This window comes from Salipaludibacillus sp. HK11, from assembly GCF_047795645.1.
Lineage (GTDB): Bacteria > Bacillota > Bacilli > Bacillales > Salisediminibacteriaceae > Salipaludibacillus.
The window spans coordinates 1,355,258-1,373,974 of the sequence record NZ_CP181045.1 but is presented as its reverse complement, the minus strand read 5'-3'; the positions used below and the strand labels follow the sequence as shown (position 1 = coordinate 1,373,974).

21 protein-coding genes are annotated in these 18,717 nt (G+C 38.2%); 17 read left to right on the top strand and 4 right to left on the bottom strand.

The genetic code is table 11. The features are described 5' to 3' along the window. Positions 1-425: 425 nt before the first annotated feature. From ACM26V_RS06790 to ACM26V_RS06780, 3 genes are read left to right on the top strand one after another with little or no spacing between them, the layout of a single operon-like run. A complete protein-coding gene (locus tag ACM26V_RS06790) occupies positions 426-1,166 on the top strand; it encodes a MerR family transcriptional regulator (protein WP_416150670.1) in 741 nt (246 codons plus the stop codon). Further along, the gene (locus ACM26V_RS06785; RefSeq protein WP_416150669.1) at positions 1,163-2,137 is read left to right on the top strand and encodes an ATP-binding cassette domain-containing protein; all 975 of its coding nucleotides are present in this window, start codon (positions 1,163-1,165) and stop codon (positions 2,135-2,137) included. Before ACM26V_RS06790 ends, ACM26V_RS06785 begins: the two co-directional genes overlap by 4 nt. After that, positions 2,134-2,907, top strand: a complete 774-nt coding sequence (locus tag ACM26V_RS06780; protein ID WP_416150668.1) for an ABC transporter permease — start codon at positions 2,134-2,136, stop codon at positions 2,905-2,907. Before ACM26V_RS06785 ends, ACM26V_RS06780 begins: the two co-directional genes overlap by 4 nt. Before the next feature lie 269 nt (positions 2,908-3,176). Here the strand turns inward: ACM26V_RS06780 and ACM26V_RS06775 are convergent, their stop codons facing one another. After that, entirely contained in the window at positions 3,177-4,052 is an 876-nt protein-coding gene (locus tag ACM26V_RS06775) for a selenium metabolism-associated LysR family transcriptional regulator (RefSeq protein ID WP_416150667.1), read from the bottom strand. A gap of 166 nt (positions 4,053-4,218) precedes the next feature. Then, positions 4,219-5,241: a selenide, water dikinase SelD gene (selD, locus tag ACM26V_RS06770; protein WP_416151810.1), complete on the bottom strand. Its 1,023-nt coding sequence runs from the start codon at positions 5,239-5,241 to the stop codon at positions 4,219-4,221. Between the two features lie 262 nt (positions 5,242-5,503). Here selD and ACM26V_RS06765 point away from each other — a divergent pair, with 262 nt between their 5' ends. The 3 genes from ACM26V_RS06765 to selA all read left to right on the top strand — a co-directional run bounded on the left by ACM26V_RS06765 (position 5,504) and on the right by selA (position 7,739). Then, positions 5,504-5,653 carry an Rdx family protein gene (locus ACM26V_RS06765; protein ID WP_416151809.1) on the top strand — a complete coding sequence of 50 codons (150 nt, stop codon included), beginning with the start codon at positions 5,504-5,506 and terminating at the stop codon, positions 5,651-5,653. Positions 5,654-5,859: 206 nt separating this feature from the next. Continuing rightward, the gene (locus ACM26V_RS06760; protein ID WP_416150666.1) at positions 5,860-6,000 is read left to right on the top strand and encodes a hypothetical protein; all 141 of its coding nucleotides are present in this window, start codon (positions 5,860-5,862) and stop codon (positions 5,998-6,000) included. A 308-nt stretch (positions 6,001-6,308) separates the two neighbouring features. Beyond that, positions 6,309-7,739 (top strand): L-seryl-tRNA(Sec) selenium transferase, encoded by a 1,431-nt coding sequence (gene selA / locus ACM26V_RS06755; protein WP_416150665.1) that lies wholly within the window; start codon positions 6,309-6,311, stop codon positions 7,737-7,739. 1 nt (position 7,740) lies between these two features. On the opposite strand, the gene ACM26V_RS06750 is transcribed toward selA, so the two are convergent. Beyond that, positions 7,741-7,890, bottom strand: coding sequence for a small acid-soluble spore protein P (locus ACM26V_RS06750; protein ID WP_416150664.1), 150 nt, complete (start codon positions 7,888-7,890; stop codon positions 7,741-7,743). Between the two features lie 192 nt (positions 7,891-8,082). Between ACM26V_RS06750 and ACM26V_RS06745 the strand changes: the two genes are divergently transcribed. The 6 genes from ACM26V_RS06745 to ACM26V_RS06720 all read left to right on the top strand — a co-directional run bounded on the left by ACM26V_RS06745 (position 8,083) and on the right by ACM26V_RS06720 (position 13,213). After that, on the top strand, positions 8,083-8,337 hold the full coding sequence (locus ACM26V_RS06745) for a hypothetical protein (protein ID WP_416150663.1): 255 nt from the start codon (positions 8,083-8,085) through the stop codon (positions 8,335-8,337). 285 nt (positions 8,338-8,622) lie between these two features. Then, positions 8,623-11,349, top strand: a complete 2,727-nt coding sequence (acnA, locus tag ACM26V_RS06740) for an aconitate hydratase AcnA (RefSeq protein ID WP_416150662.1) — start codon at positions 8,623-8,625, stop codon at positions 11,347-11,349. Between the two features lie 117 nt (positions 11,350-11,466). Then, a complete protein-coding gene (locus ACM26V_RS06735; RefSeq protein WP_416150661.1) occupies positions 11,467-12,168 on the top strand; it encodes a DUF421 domain-containing protein in 702 nt (233 codons plus the stop codon). Between the two features lie 83 nt (positions 12,169-12,251). Continuing rightward, positions 12,252-12,386, top strand: coding sequence for an FbpB family small basic protein (locus ACM26V_RS06730; RefSeq protein WP_416150660.1), 135 nt, complete (start codon positions 12,252-12,254; stop codon positions 12,384-12,386). A 27-nt stretch (positions 12,387-12,413) separates the two neighbouring features. Continuing rightward, entirely contained in the window at positions 12,414-12,560 is a 147-nt protein-coding gene (sspN, locus tag ACM26V_RS06725) for a small acid-soluble spore protein N (protein ID WP_416150659.1), read from the top strand. A gap of 164 nt (positions 12,561-12,724) precedes the next feature. Continuing rightward, positions 12,725-13,213, top strand: a complete 489-nt coding sequence (locus ACM26V_RS06720; RefSeq protein WP_416150658.1) for a VanZ family protein — start codon at positions 12,725-12,727, stop codon at positions 13,211-13,213. A gap of 106 nt (positions 13,214-13,319) precedes the next feature. Here ACM26V_RS06720 and ACM26V_RS06715 read toward each other — a convergent pair whose 3' ends face one another. Continuing rightward, on the bottom strand, positions 13,320-13,952 hold the full coding sequence (locus tag ACM26V_RS06715) for a TVP38/TMEM64 family protein (RefSeq protein ID WP_416150657.1): 633 nt from the start codon (positions 13,950-13,952) through the stop codon (positions 13,320-13,322). Between the two features lie 151 nt (positions 13,953-14,103). Here ACM26V_RS06715 and ACM26V_RS06710 point away from each other — a divergent pair, with 151 nt between their 5' ends. From ACM26V_RS06710 to ACM26V_RS06690, 5 genes are all read left to right on the top strand, one after another. After that, complete coding sequence (locus ACM26V_RS06710) at positions 14,104-15,051, top strand: DMT family transporter (protein WP_416150656.1); 948 nt, start codon at positions 14,104-14,106, stop codon at positions 15,049-15,051. 25 nt (positions 15,052-15,076) lie between these two features. Then, positions 15,077-17,407: an AAA family ATPase gene (locus ACM26V_RS06705; protein ID WP_416150655.1), complete on the top strand. Its 2,331-nt coding sequence runs from the start codon at positions 15,077-15,079 to the stop codon at positions 17,405-17,407. A gap of 6 nt (positions 17,408-17,413) precedes the next feature. Next, positions 17,414-17,848: an acyl-CoA thioesterase gene (locus ACM26V_RS06700; RefSeq protein WP_416150654.1), complete on the top strand. Its 435-nt coding sequence runs from the start codon at positions 17,414-17,416 to the stop codon at positions 17,846-17,848. Positions 17,849-17,915: 67 nt separating this feature from the next. Beyond that, complete coding sequence (gene tlp / locus ACM26V_RS06695) at positions 17,916-18,149, top strand: small acid-soluble spore protein Tlp (protein WP_416151808.1); 234 nt, start codon at positions 17,916-17,918, stop codon at positions 18,147-18,149. A 233-nt stretch (positions 18,150-18,382) separates the two neighbouring features. Further along, on the top strand, positions 18,383-18,709 hold the full coding sequence (locus ACM26V_RS06690) for a hypothetical protein (RefSeq protein WP_416150653.1): 327 nt from the start codon (positions 18,383-18,385) through the stop codon (positions 18,707-18,709). The last annotated feature ends 8 nt before the right edge of the window (positions 18,710-18,717 follow it).

Here is an 18,717-nt window from a genome sequence, read left to right as displayed (position 1 = left end):
CTACTTAAAAGCACCATATTTATAAATATCTCCCACCACTACTGCACAGTATCGTTATACTGTGCAGTAAATTAATTGACAAAATAATTAAACTATTTGCCAGCAATAATCTAGGTTTGGCAAACCAATAGTAATATTATTTGAAAACGCTTTCATAATCTAAATATTTAATTTAGATTTGGATTGAATACGTTTCAGGCGGATGCGTTCCGCGGGCAACACTCTCCAGATATAGTGCCGCCAATGCTATATACATATCTATAAATCGTTCCAGTTAATCTTTACTCGCACTTGTCTACCGATAAACCGATCCGTTCCCATAGTCTAATAGCTTTAATTTATAAATATTTTGAAATTTCCTATTGAACAACACGTAACGTGTTGATTTATACTTTAAGAAGAAATGAAAGGAGGAAAAAACTGTAATGTATACCATTGGTCAGTTATCAAAGAAAACAGGAGTAACCGTTAGAACATTAGATTATTATGGGGAAGTTAATTTAATCATTCCCTCATCAAAAACTGAAGGAGGACATCGACTTTATTCGGAGAACGATGTGATGAGGCTACAGCAAGTACTCGCTTTAAAATACATGGGTTTTTCCTTAGAAAAAATTAAAGGAATTCTTAAAGAAAATACAAGTACGTGGCAACAATCCGTCGATCAACAGTTAGAAATGATAAAACAAAAGATAATACAACTAGAGGCGTTAGAGCAGGCTTTAAACGGAGTGAAATATTCTATTGAATTTGAAGGAGATGTAAACTGGAATATTATTTTTAAAATAATAAGGCTCTTTCAAGAAAACCCAGCTAAACCCTTTGAAATGTTAGAGGAAAGCTTTAGTAAAGAAGAGCTTAATAGAATAATTGGAATTAAAGGAGAGCAAATGGAAGAGGTAAATCACCAATGGATAAAGTTAATACATGAAATAAGAGAAAATATTGATCAAGAACCTGCTTCACCAGTAGCGCAACAGTTAGCACGACAGTGGATGAACTTGGTACACACCATGTTCGGAGAAGATGAGGCGTTCTTAGATAAGATGTGGTCTGTCATTAAAGAGAAGCAGGACGGAATTCTTTTTTATCCAATGGATCGCGAAGTGGTGAATTTTATGGATAAAACAATAACAATTATGTATGAAAGAGAGGCACAGAAATGACAAATCCATTTGCCATAGAAATAATGGACTTAAAAAAGTCTTTTAATAAAACAACTGCGTTGACAGGCCTAACTTTTCGTGTAAAACAAGGTTCTATTTTCGGACTATTGGGACCGAATGGTGCTGGGAAGTCTACTGCTGTCCGTATCATGACATCCCTCTCTCAACCAGACTCAGGTATAGTAAAGTTACTAGGACAAGACGCATCGAGAGACAAATTTAAAATAAGAAAAATGATTGGATATGTGGCTCAGCAGTCCTCCGTAGATGGAGAATTTACTGCAAAAGAGAATTTACAACTCCAAGGCAGGCTTTACGGACTTCGTAGAAATGAACTAAAGGAAAGGGTTGCGAATATGTTAGAACAGTTTGACTTAACAGACGTTGCTGACAAGCTAAGCAAGACTTATTCTGGTGGAATGAAACGAAAGCTAGACATAGCGATGGGGATAATTCATAGACCTAATATTTTGTTTCTCGATGAACCTACGACTGGCTTGGATCCAGAGGCGCGTTCTTCCTTGTGGGAAACAATAAAATCTTTGGCAAATAATGAGAACTTAACTGTTCTACTAACAACTCATTATTTAGAGGAAGCAGATCAACTTTCCGATTATTTAGCGATAATAGATAAAGGAAAGGTTGTAGTAGAAGGTACATCAGAGTCGCTAAAAAAAGTATTAAATGGAGATATGCTACAACTAGAAGTTAAGGATGATGAGTTACACCTTGCTCAGAAATTACTCCCACTTTTAGCAGGCATAGAAGATATTTTTACAGATGGTCCTAATCTTTTTTTGCGAACATCCAATGGTGCGGAAAGACTTCCAGCAGTAATGAGCTTTTTGGAGAAAGAGGGTATCACTGTTCAATCTGCAACCGTTTCTCGCCCTTCATTGGATGATGTTTATTTACATTATACAGGTCGATCCTTCCAAGAAGCGCAGAAAGAGCAGGTGATTCTTAGATGAAATTATTAGCAGATTCCTGGTATATGACAGAGCGGAATTTACGTGGAGTATCTCGTTCTCCTTTTCTGATAGGAATAAATTTATTCCAACCTATATTATGGTTACTCTTATTTAGCTCATTATTTAGTAGTATTGTAGATATTCCTGGTTTCACTTCGTCCTCTTACTTAGAGTTTTTTAGCCCTGGGATTGTAGTAATGAGTACTCTTTTATCTGGTGGTTTTGTAGGGATGAGCATAATCGTTGATTTAAACCAAGGGGTATTAAATCGTTTTCTTGTTTCTCCTGTGAGGCGGTCCTCTTTAATTATTGGTCCTTTAATGCAAAACACCGTAACAATGGGGATTCAAGGGTTAATAATTATAGTATTGGCGTTGCTGATGGGAGCTAGATTTCCAGGAGGAATAACTGGTATCTTTATTTTATTAATAGTAAGTGTTCTACTAGGGATGGGGTTTGGTGCCCTCTCCATCGCACTTAGTCTCGTTATTCAAAAGGAAGAGGGGCTTATTTCCACTGCAAACTTGATGACCATGCCTCTAATCTTTGTATCTAGTTTATTTATGCCAATTGACCTTGTGCCAAATTGGATAAAAAATATTGCTCTTTTCAATCCAGTTAACTGGGCTATTGAAGCTGGCCGAGAAGCATTAGGAGCTAGTGCTAATTGGAATTTAATCATTACAAATGTCATTTATTTAAATGTGTTTCTCCTATTAGCAATGTTATTAGCGTTGCAAGTGTTTAAGAGATATCAAAAAATGATTTGATTTTTAAGGGTATAGTTCTGTTAAGTACTTTAACGTTCTTGACTGGACTAAACCACTGGTTTCATTGATGACATGAACTTCCAAATCATACTGACCCTCCACAAATATCAATATGTTGATTTTAGGATATTTTAGCACTCTATCTGTCTTTATATTAATTCCGTAACTCCATGAAATTAGGTATTATAGCGGTGTAGTTATCACAAAATCGCCACTCGCGTGAAGAAAATCTGCAGTGTCAGTAAAACTGGGACGGAGAGGTAGCAAAATTATTCTCCGTCCCAATCTACGTCAAAGCTACTTTTAACTGCTTGAATCACAGGATCTTGCTCATTATTCCGATGGTAAATAAGTGAGAATGTTCTCGTAGCTTCAAATGTGTGGACAACTTGAATTCGTTCATCTTTTATTGCGCGTAATCCGGATAGTTGGGAAATGATCGAGATGCCTAGACCGTTTTCTACAAATGCAATGACCGCTTCAGTGTCTTGAACCGTTGCAATACTGTTGATTTCTTTCATCGAAATGCCTTCTTTTTGCAGAAGTTTTTCTACTTCGCGTTGTGTACCGCTCGTTTTTTCACGAGATATGAAAGAACTTGCCATGACGCTTTTCAAGTCAGACGGAAGCTCCCATTCAACTGGGGCGATCAAAACAAGACGGTCAGTATAGACAGGTTGGCATATTAAGGAGGAGTCTACGTGGTCTGTTCCGACAATAGCAAGGTCGCATTTCCCTTCTAACACTCTCTGAACCATTTGCATTGTATCGGCGACTTGAATGTGAAACCGAAGCGAAGAATATTTCTCTCTCACGGATGCTAACAAGCTAGGGATTAAATGAGTACTGGCTACGGTGCTAGCGCCCATTTTTAATAAACCACCGACGTGATGATCAGCGAGTTTTACTTCTGCTCTCATATCTTTAACTGATTGAATGATTTTATAGCCTTTTTTAAGGACAATTTCTCCCGTTCGAGTTAATGAGAAGCGTTCGCGATCGAGTAAAGCTGTACCCATTTCTTTTTCGAGTAGTTTCAGTTGTTGACTAATTGCTGGTTGCGTCATGTTTAATTTATCTGCTGTTTTCGAAAAACTTTTCGTTTCCATGAGCGTAATGAAAGTTTCGACACGTTTAAGGTTCATTCAGTTTCTCCCCTTGTTTATACTTCAAGAATGTTTAACTTTGCTAAAGATTAAAGTATAAGAAAAACTAAGGCTTTCGCCATGAAGACTTGGCGAAAAGTCAAGTTTTTCTAAAATTAACGAAACAACGAAAGAAAAAGATCGCACATTGACGATCTTTTTCCTACTATTTTGTTACGTAAATTGCTTTCTCTCTCTTTTCAGTAACTTGTCCAATCAGTTTAGCGGCAAAAGGTGCCTTATCGTTCATCTCAGCGATATAAGCATCGGCTTCTTCTTCTGGGAGACTGATTAACAGTCCACCGCTTGTGATCGAATCACAAAGAATAAGTTGATCGTACTTTTGTAACGCCGAATCATAGCTGACGTTATTTTGTAACCACTTATGATTTTCCTTTGCTCCACCTGGGACAACACCATTTTTAGCATGAGTGAGTGTGCCGTCGATAACTGGCACGCTTTTGTAATTGATTTCAAAACTAACATCGCTTCCGCTAGCCATTTCAAACCCATGACCAAGTAATCCAAATCCGGTCACATCAGTTACTGCACGTGGATGATACCCTTTAAGGACTTCTGCTGCAACTTTATTTAATGTAGCCATCGTATGTGTAGACGTTTCTGCTTCTTCTGCAGAAGCTTTGCCAAATTTAATCGCAGTCGTAAGAATTCCGACTCCTAAAGGTTTTGTTAAGATTAATTTATCACCAGGTTTGGCACCGACATTTTTAAAAATACGTTCTGGGTGAACAATTCCGGTGCAACTCAAGCCAAATTTAGGTTCTTGGTCATCGATTGAATGACCACCAGCGATAACAGCCCCAGACTCTTTTACTTTGTCGGCTGCTCCTTTTAGAATCGTTGCTAGCACGTCGTGGGGCAGTTTTTTAATTGGAAAGCCAACGATATTTAGAACGGTTTTCGGTTCTCCTCCCATTGCGTATACATCACTTAATGCATTAGCAGCAGCAATTTGACCAAACATATAAGGGTCGTCGACAATTGGTGTGAAATAGTCGACGGTTTGCACTAAAGCAATATCATCTGTTAGTTGATATACGCCAGCATCATCTGATGTATCCAAGCCAACGAGAAGATTCTCATCTTGATCTTTCTTAGGTAAGTGACGCAATACTTGCGCCAGGTCTTCAGGACCAATTTTGCATCCTCAACCAGCTTTTTTGGTCATTTGTGTTAAGCGTTTGTCTGAAGAAAAAATATTTTTAACCATCGTGCGAGCACCTCCTTATCTATTCTTCATTATAAACCTTATCATTGACCTTCGACAAATGATCTTTTAAAATAGGTTCAACTAGTTAAGTTCACAAAACTTTACAAAGGAGTTTTTAAAAATGAAATTGAAGGTAAAAATTGAATTTTGTATGCAGTGAAACTACGCTCCCAAAGCTGCGAGTTTCGCAGAGGACGCGTTTGAAGATTTAAGAACAGACATAGAATCGATGGAATTGATCCCAAGTTCTGGTGGTGCTTTTGAGATTTTTGTTAATGGTAAAAAGATCTACTCGAAATGGGAGACAGATCAATTCCCAGACCATAAGGAAGTCATCAATCAAATGGAATCGATCAGAAATTATCAATAGTGATGAAAATCCGCTAAAATGTCGGAAATCCAGAATGATGTATGCCGCGATCTGGTAATGACCCACTTAATATATTTTAATGAAAGATGTCCGAAGAAACTCTAAACTGTTGCGGACATCTTTTTTAATTGGTTTCTAAATCAAGTCAAATTTTGTATAATGGTAAGAGGTTGTCATTAGAAAATACATCGGAAGGGGAGAGGGAGATGTTAAAGAAATTTGTTAAAGGCTTGGGGATTGGATTAGGTATTGGGTTGGCCATTTATGCTACAGGATATGTGAAGGATTTAAAAGATCAGCAAGAAATTGCTCGTGAAAGGGAAACATTCGGTAAAGGGGACCAATAAATTTACATATGAAAAAGGTGGTCTTTTAAGACCACCTTTTTCTAGAGTGAATGAGCATTTCTTCTAGGGTAAAGTCGATGTTTATCTTTTGTTAACACCTCATTACTTCCGTTTTCATTACTTTCCTTGCTGATGTTGTTGCTTATAAATGAGCCAAGCGAACCACCCCTCAAGGTCATAACAACGAATTCCAGTCAAAAACCATTCACTCTTGTGAAGAAAGTCGTTGACGACTCCCTTCACTCATTAGACTAACCAAGGAATAGATAATTTATAAATGGTAATTACTAGAAAAAAGGAGGGTGATCATGGAGAATGCATTTAAGAAGCTTCCTCCCGTACATGAAGTGATAGAGGCACCACAAATTACTGTTTTACGCGAAACGCACAAAATTCCGAATGCCTTACTTAAAGAATGGATGAACGAAGAACTTGATAACCTTCGCAATCGGCTAAAAACAGACCCTGTAACGTTTCAATCAAATACTCGAAATGATTTGACAATGTTTCTTTGTGACCAGTTAACTCTTAGGGCAGAAACATATGAGGCATATAACTTAAGAAGAGTGATTAATGGCACTGGTACGGTCTTACATACGAATTTAGGTAGAGCAAGATTGAGCGAAAATGCGATGGATCGTGTGTTGCAATCATCGAAATATTATTCGAATTTAGAATTTGATATTCAATCTGGAAACCGCGGATCGCGTCACAGTATTATCGAAGATCTTTTAGTAAAGGCAACTGGTGCAGAGGCGGCAATGGCTGTCAATAATAATGCTGCGGCGGTTTATCTGATTTTACGAGCGTTAACGAAAGACACAGAAGTCATTGTTTCGAGAGGGGAACTCGTTGAGATTGGTGGTTCTTTCCGAGTTTCAACGATCATGGAAGAAAGTGACGCAACCCTTGTTGAAGTGGGGACAACGAATAAAACGCATCGTGCCGATTACGAACAGGCTGTGACAGAAAATACAAAAATGTTTATGAAAGTTCATACAAGTAATTTCAAGACGGTCGGCTTTACAGCGGACGTATCAGTCAAAGAGTTAACAGAAATTGCTAAGCAAAACCAAGAGTCGTCGATCATTGTTTATGAAGATTTGGGAAGCGGCTCATTGTTTCCATTTGTAAATGAAGGGATTGGTGAAGAACCGATCGTGAAAAAATCGATTAGTGATGGAGCAGATCTAGTCTCATTTAGTGGAGACAAATTGTTAGGTGGACCACAAGCTGGGATTATTGCTGGGAAAAGAGAGATCATTTCGCAACTGAAGAAACATCCATTAGCTCGTGTTCTTCGCGTTGATAAGATGACATTAGCAGCTCTCGAAGCAACGCTTTATGATTATGTGTATGATCCTGAATCGATGAAGCAGATCCCAACCATTCGTGATATTTTGAAAACGAAAGAAGAACTTTCAGGTCAAGTAGACGATTTCATTGCAAAGACGGCTGACCAATTTGGTACGTTATCCCTTCAAAAAGAAGCTGATGTTTCCAAAGTTGGTGGAGGAACGATGCCGGTCGAAGAAATTGCCACGTTTGGGTTAACGATTGAAAAAAAAGGCATGTCAGTAAATCAATGTGAATCGTTTTTAAGAAACCTGACGATTCCACTCATTTGCAGAATTACGAATGAGCGTCTTTTCATTGATTTTCGTACCCTTTCAAGCGTTGATTTAGGCGTAATAGAGGAACTACTGATGAAATTAGACAAAACAGATGGAGAAGGGTAGATTACCCCTCTCCATCTGTTTGTCCTTTTCTGTTTTGTTTTCTTGTTTTTTGCGTCCCTTTCATTGGTTCAGGTTGACCGGAATGACCATGCCCGTCTTTTGGATTGGGACTCCGTTGGCTTTTAAATGTGTTTTTTTCGATGATTGACACCTCCTTATGTTTGTTTTATTCATTATGTAGCATACTCTTGAAACGATAAACCATACTATTACCGTAGTGGTATTTTTTACTTTAAGAACGTTTAACTTCGCTACAGGATTAAAGTATAAGAAATACTAAGGCTTTCGCCATGAAGGACTTGGCGACAAGCCAATTTTTTCTAAAAGAAAGGGGATGTTATTTGTGCCTTACAACAAAAATAAGCGACAAGCATTTGAAGCGGCGCAACAAGCGTATAGTCAATTGGGAGATGCGTTTGACCAGTTAGATCCAGACGCTCCAGAATTTGGTCATCAAGTAAAATTAGCTGAAGAGGAGATTAATGAAGCAACGCAGATTATTAACAAAGCATATACAGTTGCATCGGAACATCAAAAACGCCAATTAGATTTATTCTCACAAGAATTAGAACTCCGAAAACATGACATAATGAACTAACACCTTACTCTCAAAGACGCAACCTATTTTTTTATGATAGGCTGCGTCCTTTTTATTATTTCACTTCTAAAAAAGGCCTTTCTAAAAAAAGTTTAATCGCAGAAAAATCTAGGTGCCGTCTTGATATATAGGGGTGTTGTGAACGGATTTGTTAAGCAGAATACGTGCGTATTCGTCAAAAAAGTGTTATTCTAGTAGAGTTGAAAATGTGACAAATTTTCGAAAAAAGGATTTAGACAATTAAGAAAATCTGTTATATGATATTAAATGAAGGAGGGAATACATATGTCAAATGAAAACAAAGCACTTTATAACTCAAAGAAATCCTTTGACGTAAATGGTGAAACGTATCACTATTACGATTTAAAGGCGATTGAAGAGGCCGGCGTTGGAACAGTCACCAACCTTCCTTATTCTATCCGGGTACTTCTCGAATCTTTGTTACGACAGTATGACGGAAAAGTAATTAAAGAAGAACATGTGGAAAACTTAGCGAAATTTGGAACGGATCAGGTGCAAAATATTGATGTTCCTTTCAAACCTTCTCGTGTTATTCTACAAGATTTCACGGGGGTTCCTGCAGTTGTTGATTTAGCATCTCTTCGTAAAGCAATGGCAGATTTCGGGGGAGACCCAACAGAAATTAATCCAGCAATTCCTGTAGATCTCGTTGTCGATCACTCAGTCCAAGTGGATGAATTTGGAGGAGCTAATTCCCTTTCACGCAACATGGAATTGGAATTCGAAAGAAACTTAGAGAGATACAAATTTTTAAATTGGGCACAAAAATCGTTGGATAATTACCGAGCAGTTCCACCAGCTACAGGGATTGTTCACCAAGTAAACTTAGAGTACTTGGCGAATGTTGTTCAAGAAAATAAGAACGAGCAAGGAGAAAATATTGCTTTCCCAGACTCGCTCGTAGGTACTGACTCTCATACGACGATGATCAACGGCTTAGGTGTTCTAGGTTGGGGTGTAGGTGGAATTGAAGCGGAAGCAGGCATGCTAAAACAGCCTTCTTATTTCCCAGTTCCTGAAGTTGTTGGGGTGAACTTGAAAGGCGCTATGCCTGAAGGTGCTACTGCAACGGACTTAGCATTAAAAGTAACCGAAGTTTTGCGTAAGCAGAATGTCGTCGGTAAATTTGTTGAATTTTTCGGTACAGGCCTTGCGGATATGACGTTAGCAGACCGTGCTACAATTTCCAACATGGCACCGGAATACGGAGCAACAGTTGGTTTCTTCCCAGTTGACTCTGAGACGTTAAACTATTTACGTTTCACGGGACGAAGTGAAGAGCTAGTTAAATTGGTTGAAACGTATACGAAAGCCAATGGTATGTTTTACACTCCAGGTGAAGGTAGCGATCCAGATTTCACGCAAGTTGTTGAAATCGATCTTTCAGCTATTGAACCAAATCTATCTGGACCGAAACGTCCACAAGATTTGATTCCACTTTCTGAAATGAAAAAAGAATGGCAAAAGGCGATCTCTGCACCAGTTGGAAGTTCAGGATTTGGATTATCATCTGATGAGATTGCGAAAGAAGCGAAAGTAACTCATCCAGATGGGGAAACTTCTACATTGAAAACAGGATCTGTTGCGATTGCTGCGATCACAAGTTGTACAAACACTTCCAATCCTCACGTAATGCTTGGGGCAGGTCTCTTAGCTAAGAAGGCCGTGGAAAAAGGTTTGACGGTTCCTGCTTATGTAAAAACAAGTTTAGCACCAGGTTCAAAAGTTGTTACGGGTTATTTAGAGAATGCCGGTTTAATGACTTCTCTTGATAAGCTTGGTTTCAACCTTGTTGGATACGGTTGTACAACATGTATCGGTAACAGTGGTCCACTCCGTGAAGAAATTGAAAAAGGTATTGCAGATGCCGATTTAACTGTTTCATCTGTATTAAGTGGTAACCGTAACTTTGAAGGACGTATTCATCCGTTAGTGAAAGCGAACTACTTGGCATCTCCACCACTCGTTGTGGCTTATGCTTTAGCTGGAACGGTCGATATTGATCTTTACAATGATCCAATTGGACAAGATCCAGACGGAAAAGATGTCTTTTTCAAAGATATTTGGCCTTCAAATGAAGAAATAGATGCCGTGATGAAGCATGCGGTTGATCCGAAGTTATTCAAGAAAGAATATGAGCGTGTGTTCGACGATAATGAAGAGTGGAATGCGTTAGAAACTTCCGACGGAGATCTTTATGCATTCGATTCAGAATCAACGTACATTCAAAATCCACCGTTCTTTGAGAACCTTTCACCAGAACCAAAAGATGTGGAAGAACTTAATGAATTGCGTGCAGTTGGGAAGTTTGGCGATTCAGTTACAACTGACCACATTTCTCCTGCTGGTGCCATTGCGAAAAATAGCCCTGCTGGTAAGTACTTGATGGAGAAAGGTCTTTCTCCAGCACAATTTAACTCATATGGTTCTCGTCGAGGAAATCATGAAGTGATGATGCGCGGAACATTTGCGAACATCCGTATCAAAAACCAACTTGCTCCAGGTACAGAAGGCGGTTATTCAACTTACTGGCCAACTGGTGAAGTAATGGCATTTTATGACGCCTGTATGAAGTACAAAGAAACAAATACAGGATTAGTTGTTCTTGCTGGTGATGATTATGGAATGGGAAGTTCACGTGACTGGGCAGCAAAAGGTACGACATTGTTAGGAATCAAAACAGTTATTGCTGCAAGTTTCGAACGTATTCACCGAAGTAACCTAGTGCTTATGGGTGTTCTCCCATTGCAATTCAAAAAAGGTGAAAATGCGGATACACTTGGACTTACTGGTAAAGAACATTTTGATGTAAAAATCACGAATGATATTCAACCTCGTGACCATGTGAAGGTGATTGCGAAAGACCCTGAATCTGGGAAAGTTACTGAGTTTGAAGTATTAGCACGCTTTGACAGTGAAGTTGAAGTTGACTATTACCGACACGGTGGTATCTTACCAATGGTTCTTCGTAACACGCTCGCTAAAAAATAAGTTTGACTGTTGCAGCACCTACGATTTTCGTAGGTGCTGCTTTTGTGTTTCTAGTATAGATCTATCGTTGTTAGCCATACTATTTTGTAGATATTCGAATGAAGTAGGTGGTTAAACGTGTTTGATTTTTGGGGAGGTGCGGAGGATTTACCGATTTATGGATTTCTTATTCGCGCTGCTATTGTTTACGTTTATGTATTCATTCTGATAAAAGTATTAGGGCAAAGATCGATGACAGCTGTAAATCCAATCGACTTCTTATTTGGCGTGATTATCGGTGATGTTGTTGGAGAACCACTAGCAGATGGGGAAGCGCCTCTTGCAGGTCCTTTAGCAGCTGCTTCATTGATCGGCGGGGTACATTTAGGGTTATCTTACGTCGCCTTGAAACTTCCCCGTTTTAGAAGAATCATTGAAGATGAACCGCTTGTGTTAATGGAAAAGGGAAAAATTCTTCATAATGAAATGGCGAAAGCAAAAGTAACCGTTGAGGCGCTTTTAATGGATCTTAGATTAAATAGTGCGATTGACTTAAGTGAAGTAGACTATGCTGTGTTGGAGGCAAACGGACAAATCAGTGTAATAAAAAAATCTCAGTATGATTCATTAACACCAAATGATGTCAATCAACCAACAGCGAATAAAGGATATCCAACTGTATTAATTCAAGATGGGCGGTATATTGACGCAAATATACAGAAAGTAGCGTCAAGAAAATGGGTCGATAATCAAATCATTCAAAATGGAATGAAAGATGTGAAAGAAGTTTTTCTAATGACATTGGACGGTACTGGTAGCATTTACTTTAGTGAAAAATAAGATCAAGTATAAATCCCTCTTTCCTTGGCTGATAATGTAGGAAGGAACACCTGACGAAGTCAATAGAAAGGAGAATGGATATTGTGAGGAAAAAAATGAAGCAGAGGTATGAAGATTTGTATAAACAAAACGTTTCTTCGTTATTGAAAGATAAAAAAGAGATGGATAAAATTGAAGAAAGAATAGATAAGCGACATATGGACCGATTAGGTGGTTAATTAAAAACCTAAAGGGGGTGGTTAATAATGACGAGGAGCAGAAATTACAACAAACAGTTTCGGCCTGAGTTTCCAGGCACGCAACCTGTTGAAAGTGATGCAAATAAAGGGAAGAAAATGAATACAAAAGGAAGTGCCCAACCAGATTATGTTCCTAGTAAAGGGAAAAAATAATCTACTTTCGACTTGATGAAAAGGAACAGATATTTCTGTTCCTTTTTTTAGCGGAATTCGAAGCATCCTATTAATTGATGTATATGTATGATTTAACCTTGTCAAATACAAACAAGCATAAGATAATGAAAGGATGGAAAGATAGATCGTTAGGAGTGCAGCTATTGAAGAATAATCAAAGCAAAAAAAAGGTGTTTAAACTTCCAACATTGTTGGTTATTTTTATGTTTGTTGTTTACATGATCTTGTTATTTTATATTACCTTTTTTGCTTGGAACTACGGTTCATCATTTGGCCCAACTGGTCCAGGTGGGAGAAACTATAATTTAGATCCGTTTTTAAGCATTTACAATATAGCTAACTATAGCAATGATTGGGTAAATCCATTACGGATATTGGGCGGCAATGTCCTATTATTTGTCCCGTTTGGTCTGTTGTTTTCATTAGTAGTTGAAAGAGTTAGCCGTTCAGATGTGCCTACAAATATATCGCTTGTCTTACTTGTGTCTATGCTTCTTTCTATTTTTATAGAAGTAAATCAATTTCTCTATACTTTTCGAGTAGCGAATATTGACGATGTTATCTTGAATACCACTGGTGGCTTGATCGGAGTAATTCTTTATCGAATGCTAAGGTTCTTTAAGCTGATTTAAAGGTTAACTGTATATAAAGAGGATACCTCTACCAAGGAGAAAACTTCTAGGTAGAGGTATGTCGGTCTTATTCATCAAGAAGTCTACCTACTTACAAACTATTATATTATTCACGATGCTCAATTTTTTTGAGCCAAAATTTATAACCACTGTAAACAATAGATAGGAACACGGCATAGATAATCACCATATAAATTAATTCTATCGGATCTGTCACGAGCGTATGTCCAATGAAAGCAAACAATGTCATCGAGGGTATTTTACCTAAACCTGAACTAATAGCGTAAATGATGAAACGAACGCGGCTTAGTGCTGCATAGGCATTGATGATAATTGATGGGATAACTGGAATCATCCGCATGATCGTAATCGACATAAATGCGTTTCGTTCAAATAAGAGCGTAATTTTTTTGGTTGCAGCATATTTTAATAAGATTTTTGTTCCTAGTTTATGAAATCCTCCATACCGAATTAGTGAGAAAAAAGTTATCGATGCCAGCGTGGAACCTGTCCAGATGATTACTGCTCCAAGAGTTGGCCCATAAGCGGCGCCAATGACGCTCCCAACTAACGGATAGGGAATGACAGGGAATAGTGACATGATCGTTGCAATGACTGTTACAAGTAACCAACGGTCTTGTTCGTTGTTTTGTATCCAGGAAAGTAGGGATTCGTGGTAAAAAACAAGGGATATAATGACAATTAAACTACCTATGAGTAGAAATATTTTACGGTACATAAGATTAATCTCCTTTGGTAACATGACAATAGGACAAGTATACATTTGAATAGAACAATTGTCAGCCCTCGTGTTTTCTTCAACCGTATCAGTAGAAATTGGCGAACATTTGCGGTATATTTCGAGTAGCGAATAAAAGGAGATTTTATAGATGAAAGATTTATTATTAACGAGACCATGGCTCGTTTATGTGATGCTTGCCTTAGCAACTGGTAGTTGGGGAAGTGCATTTATTGCCGGTAGTTTTGCTACGCAAGACTTGAGTCCACTTGCGGTGGCGTTTTTTCGATTCTTTTTTGCTGCTATCTTACTAATTCCTATTATGCTGACGATGGATAAAGGAGGTAGAAGGCCTAGGGGAAAAGAATGGGGACTTGTTGCGGTGCTTGGCTTAACCGGAATTGCGCTTTATAACATCGCTTTTTTTGTTGCGACGAGGGATGCTCCAATTGTAAAAAGTTCTTTATTCATTGCATCTAATCCAGTCTTGATTATCGTCTTATCGGGTGTCTTTCTGAAGGAAGTCATTACAAAACGAAATGTTGTTGGCTTGCTATTAGCGTTGACAGGTGCGACGATTATCATTACAGAAGGTCATTTTCAGCAACTTATTGAAACTGGATTTGCTCCGATTGACCTTGTGCTTCTTTTCGCAGTCGTCTGTTGGGCACTATATAGTGTTGTAGGAAAAGTAGCATTAAAAAAATTTAGTTCGATCACAACAACAACCTATGCCGTTGTGATTGGGACGTTAATGTTGATGCCATTTGTATTTTTCGAAACAAGTGTAACGGAGCTAAAACAAGCGAGTATTTTAACATGGGGATCGATTATTCATATGAGTGTGATTGTCTCTGTGCTTAGTTTTATTATGTATTATCAAGGAATTAAAATGATTGGGGCAGCAAAGGCGTCGATCTTTATAAATTTCATGCCTTTATCAGCTGTGATTTTAGCAACAATCTTACTAGGAGAGCAATTACTCTTTGTTCATATTATCGGAGCAATTTTTGTGCTAACAGGTGTGACATATGGCACGTGGAAACCACGAAAAATTAAGGTGAAACAAGACGTAGCAGAAGTCAAAGTGAAGGCTTAGTGTGAGTTGAAACGAGGTGGATAAATTGGAAGAAGCGCGATTGAGTAACGATGAACGAAAGAGGTTAATAAAATCATGGGAAAGAGCGCCTTATCATCAACTTAAAGAAGGCGAAATTGTTCGAACAATAGAATCGATCGCACCCGATCAAGACAATGATGACGCTACTTATCAGCTTTCAATCCTTCGAGCAATGGCTGCAATCGCTCGGTTTAACAGGAAAAAGCAATGGGATCGTCGTGTAGAAGATTGGTTGACTGAAGCGTCTAAGCATATCTCATCTGATTATGTTGCTGATGTCGTGATTCATATATCTCTTGAAACGATGAATGAGTCTTGGTTTCGAGAAGCACTGCCAAAAATACGTGAAACAGATCATAGCCAAGGGAAAAGAAAAACAATTGATGATTTGTTGTCCATGTTGCAAAATGCTAAAGCGTGGCAAACTGAAATACTTTCTAAAAAAAGCTTAATGGATGATTCCATCGATAAGCGAAACAACGTTGAAGATGCAAAATCATTGAAAGACGGCATTGTGCTACTTAGCGAGATTGGTCAAAATATCGACGAAGTGATAGGGAAAGCCAAGCAATACCGCGATACGATTACAGGCATTTACTCATCGAAAGAAAAAAAGCAAGCAATGGATGAGAAACTGAATTCACTTCACGAGCAGTTAGATCATTGGGAATCTTGGCGAGAGGCAATTGGGAAAGAAACAGAAAGTGATGCATTGGATGAATTAAATACGATGGTGGGCATCGATGAAGTGAAAAACAAAGTAGAAACATATTATTATTATTTGCAATATCAACGAGAGAGACAACAACAAGGCTATCATTTTGAAAATGAACGTAATTTAAATATGATTTTGAGTGGGAATCCAGGTACCGGAAAAACGACAATTGTTCGTTTATTAGCGAGGATTTATCACCAATTGGGTGCGCTCCCAAGAGAAAACGTTGTAGAAGTGGATCGATCTCATCTTGTAGGTGCATATGTAGGGCAGACTGAGGAGAAAACGATGAACGTCATTCAAGAAGCTGTTGGTGGTGTCTTGTTCATTGATGAAGCGTATAGTTTGAAACGCGAAGGTGCCAGTGGAACCGATTATGGACAGACAGCAATTGATACGTTGGTTTCGGCGATGACAAGTGAGGAATATGGAGGTAAATTTTCCGTTGTATTGGCTGGATATACAGATGAAATGAGAACTTTCCTCTGGAGTAATCCAGGCTTGCGTAGTAGGTTTCCAGAGACAAACCATATTCATTTACCCGATTTTTCGATGAATGAATTAATTGAAATTGCGGAGCATGTAGCCTTAGATAACGATTATTCATTGACGGAAGCTGCGATGAAACAATTACGAAAGAAAATTGACAAGGAAATGGTCGATGAAAACTTCGGTAATGCCCGTACGGTAAAGAATCTCATTTTAGAAGCAATCTTTCAAAAAGGCGCGAAAACAGCGCATGAGAAAGACTTTTCTAAAGAAAATTTAACTGTACTTGATGAAGAGGCGTTTCTCATTAATGATCAGCAAGACTCGGTCAATGTTCAATCAGGCGAGGAGAAACTAGATAAATTAATTGGATTAAGCAATGTAAAACAAGAGGTTAGAAAACTTTCGTCGTTCGTAAAAATTCAAAAAGAGCGTGAGAAAAATGATCTTCCATCTATCCCGGTGCAATTGCATTCTGTTTTTTCTGGTCCACCGGGAACAGGAAAGACAACTGTTGCCCATATTTATAGTCAAATTCTTCATGAACTCGATTTATTAAAACGAGGCCATGTTGTGATAGCGGGTAGAAGTGACCTTGTCGCTGGCTATGTCGGACAAACTGCGATGAAAACGAAGAAAAAAATCCGAGAAGCGCTTGGTGGCGTACTGTTTATTGATGAAGCATATTCGTTGTTAAGTAAAGGTGAGCAGGGTTTTGGGCGAGAAGCAATTGATACGTTAGTCGAAGAAATGACAAAACATGAAGAAAACTTAGTTGTCATTTTAGCTGGGTATTCAGATTTAATGGAATCTCTGCTTCAAAGTAACCCTGGTTTATCTTCTCGCTTTAAAAAATTGATCGCATTTCCTGACTATTCAGGTGATGATCTCATGAAAATTGTTGAACATTATGTTGAGCAATTTGGCTATGAGTTGGAAGCTGAAGCTCGCGCGGGTTTACAAAAGAAATTAAAGAATGATCCTCCATTAGGCAATGCACGAGCAATGAAAGATATATTAGAAGAGGCAATCCAGCGACAAGCATATCGATTAGTTTATGAAGAAGATACACAAGCGAGTCTAACGTTATTAACAAAAGAAGATTTTTCAATAATTGAGGATGAGGAGTGAGGATATATGTTGGTTGCAACAACAGATGTAGCGGTTCGATATGCTGAAACAGATCAAATGGGCGTTGTTTATCATGCGAACTATCTTGTCTGGTGTGAAATTGGTCGGACGAAATTGATTGATGAACTCGGATTTAGCTATGCAGATATGGAAAAAACGGGTGCCTTATCGCCTGTAACAAGTGTGCAGTTAAATTATCATTTTCCTGCTAAATATGGAGAAACAGTTACGATTAATACGTGGATTGAATTGTACACTGGATTACGGATTACATATGGTTATGAAATATTTAATGCTGATGGGAAGCTATGTGTATCGGGAACAAGTGGTCACGTTTGTGTCGATGCAAAGACGTTTCGCCCGCTAAAAATAAAAAAGCATTTTCCTGATTGGCATGAAGCGTACCAAAAACATGCAAAACATCTTGCCCCCGTTAAGTAATCACGAATGATTTTTTGCTTGTCGAACAGACTATCAGTGTAAGACAGAAAAAGGAGGATGGTTTGTGATGGCAAACAAAGATGATCGTTCTAATAACGTAGAAAGATTGCAATCGATGGTAAGGAATACAGAGAATAATATTGAAGCAGCGGAAGAAACGCTAAATAATGGTGATTTATCTAAAGATGAAAAACACGCGATTAGACAAAAGAATGATCGGCGTGAAGAAAGCATTGAGTCGTTTAGAAACGAGATAAAAGACGAACACGAGGATCGAGAACACGGGAGAATCGACGAATAAGTAAAAAACTAGAAAGCCCAAATGTGGAAATTAGATACATTTGGGCTTTCAGTTTTTATAGATTAAATTCTGTACAACATCTTTAAAGGGAAGGATTATGAAGATGATGCAACGACACATGTGTAGAATCTTCACAATAGGGAAAGTGTGTTATATTATTTGACAACACAAAGGGTTTCCCTTGAATCTACTTGCATTCTATTATTAAATAGAATTGTGGAAGGAGATCTGAAATGGCATTTGGAGTGAAAAAAACGGAATTATCCCGCTGGAAAGAAAAAGCAAAACAGGGACATATATCTTTTCTAACCCACTTTTGGCACGATTCTCGTTTCCCTCAATATAAGACTGTTACGAAGGCAGCCTGTTCAAATCGTAATACATTAGTGACTTGGGGAAAAAAATATGGATTAAAAGAAAAATGGATTCACGAACGGGATGAATTCCCACATTTTGATCTTCTTGGAGAAACAGAAGAGCAAATTTTATTGAATGAAGGCTGCGCAGAAAAACTGCTTTATTTGCAAAGTAAGTTGCAGGCCAATGAACAACTGAAGTAATCTTTATA

Excerpts from the sequence above, each read along its gene's own strand:
- ACM26V_RS06700 (WP_416150654.1), top strand. The coding sequence starts at position 17,414 with ATGTTGGTTGCAACAACAGATGTAGCGGTTCGATATGCTGAAACAGAT.
- selA (WP_416150665.1), top strand. The coding sequence starts at position 6,309 with ATGGAGAATGCATTTAAGAAGCTTCCTCCCGTACATGAAGTGATAGAG.
- ACM26V_RS06690 (WP_416150653.1), top strand. The coding sequence starts at position 18,383 with ATGGCATTTGGAGTGAAAAAAACGGAATTATCCCGCTGGAAAGAAAAA.
- sspN (WP_416150659.1), top strand. The coding sequence starts at position 12,414 with ATGACGAGGAGCAGAAATTACAACAAACAGTTTCGGCCTGAGTTTCCA.
- ACM26V_RS06760 (WP_416150666.1), top strand. The coding sequence starts at position 5,860 with ATGTTAAAGAAATTTGTTAAAGGCTTGGGGATTGGATTAGGTATTGGG.
- ACM26V_RS06790 (WP_416150670.1), top strand. The coding sequence starts at position 426 with ATGTATACCATTGGTCAGTTATCAAAGAAAACAGGAGTAACCGTTAGA.
- ACM26V_RS06780 (WP_416150668.1), top strand. The coding sequence starts at position 2,134 with ATGAAATTATTAGCAGATTCCTGGTATATGACAGAGCGGAATTTACGT.
- ACM26V_RS06710 (WP_416150656.1), top strand. The coding sequence starts at position 14,104 with ATGAAAGATTTATTATTAACGAGACCATGGCTCGTTTATGTGATGCTT.
- ACM26V_RS06775 (WP_416150667.1), bottom strand. The coding sequence starts at position 4,052 with ATGAACCTTAAACGTGTCGAAACTTTCATTACGCTCATGGAAACGAAA.
- acnA (WP_416150662.1), top strand. The coding sequence starts at position 8,623 with ATGTCAAATGAAAACAAAGCACTTTATAACTCAAAGAAATCCTTTGAC.
- tlp (WP_416151808.1), top strand. The coding sequence starts at position 17,916 with ATGGCAAACAAAGATGATCGTTCTAATAACGTAGAAAGATTGCAATCG.
- ACM26V_RS06715 (WP_416150657.1), bottom strand. The coding sequence starts at position 13,952 with ATGTACCGTAAAATATTTCTACTCATAGGTAGTTTAATTGTCATTATA.
- ACM26V_RS06785 (WP_416150669.1), top strand. The coding sequence starts at position 1,163 with ATGACAAATCCATTTGCCATAGAAATAATGGACTTAAAAAAGTCTTTT.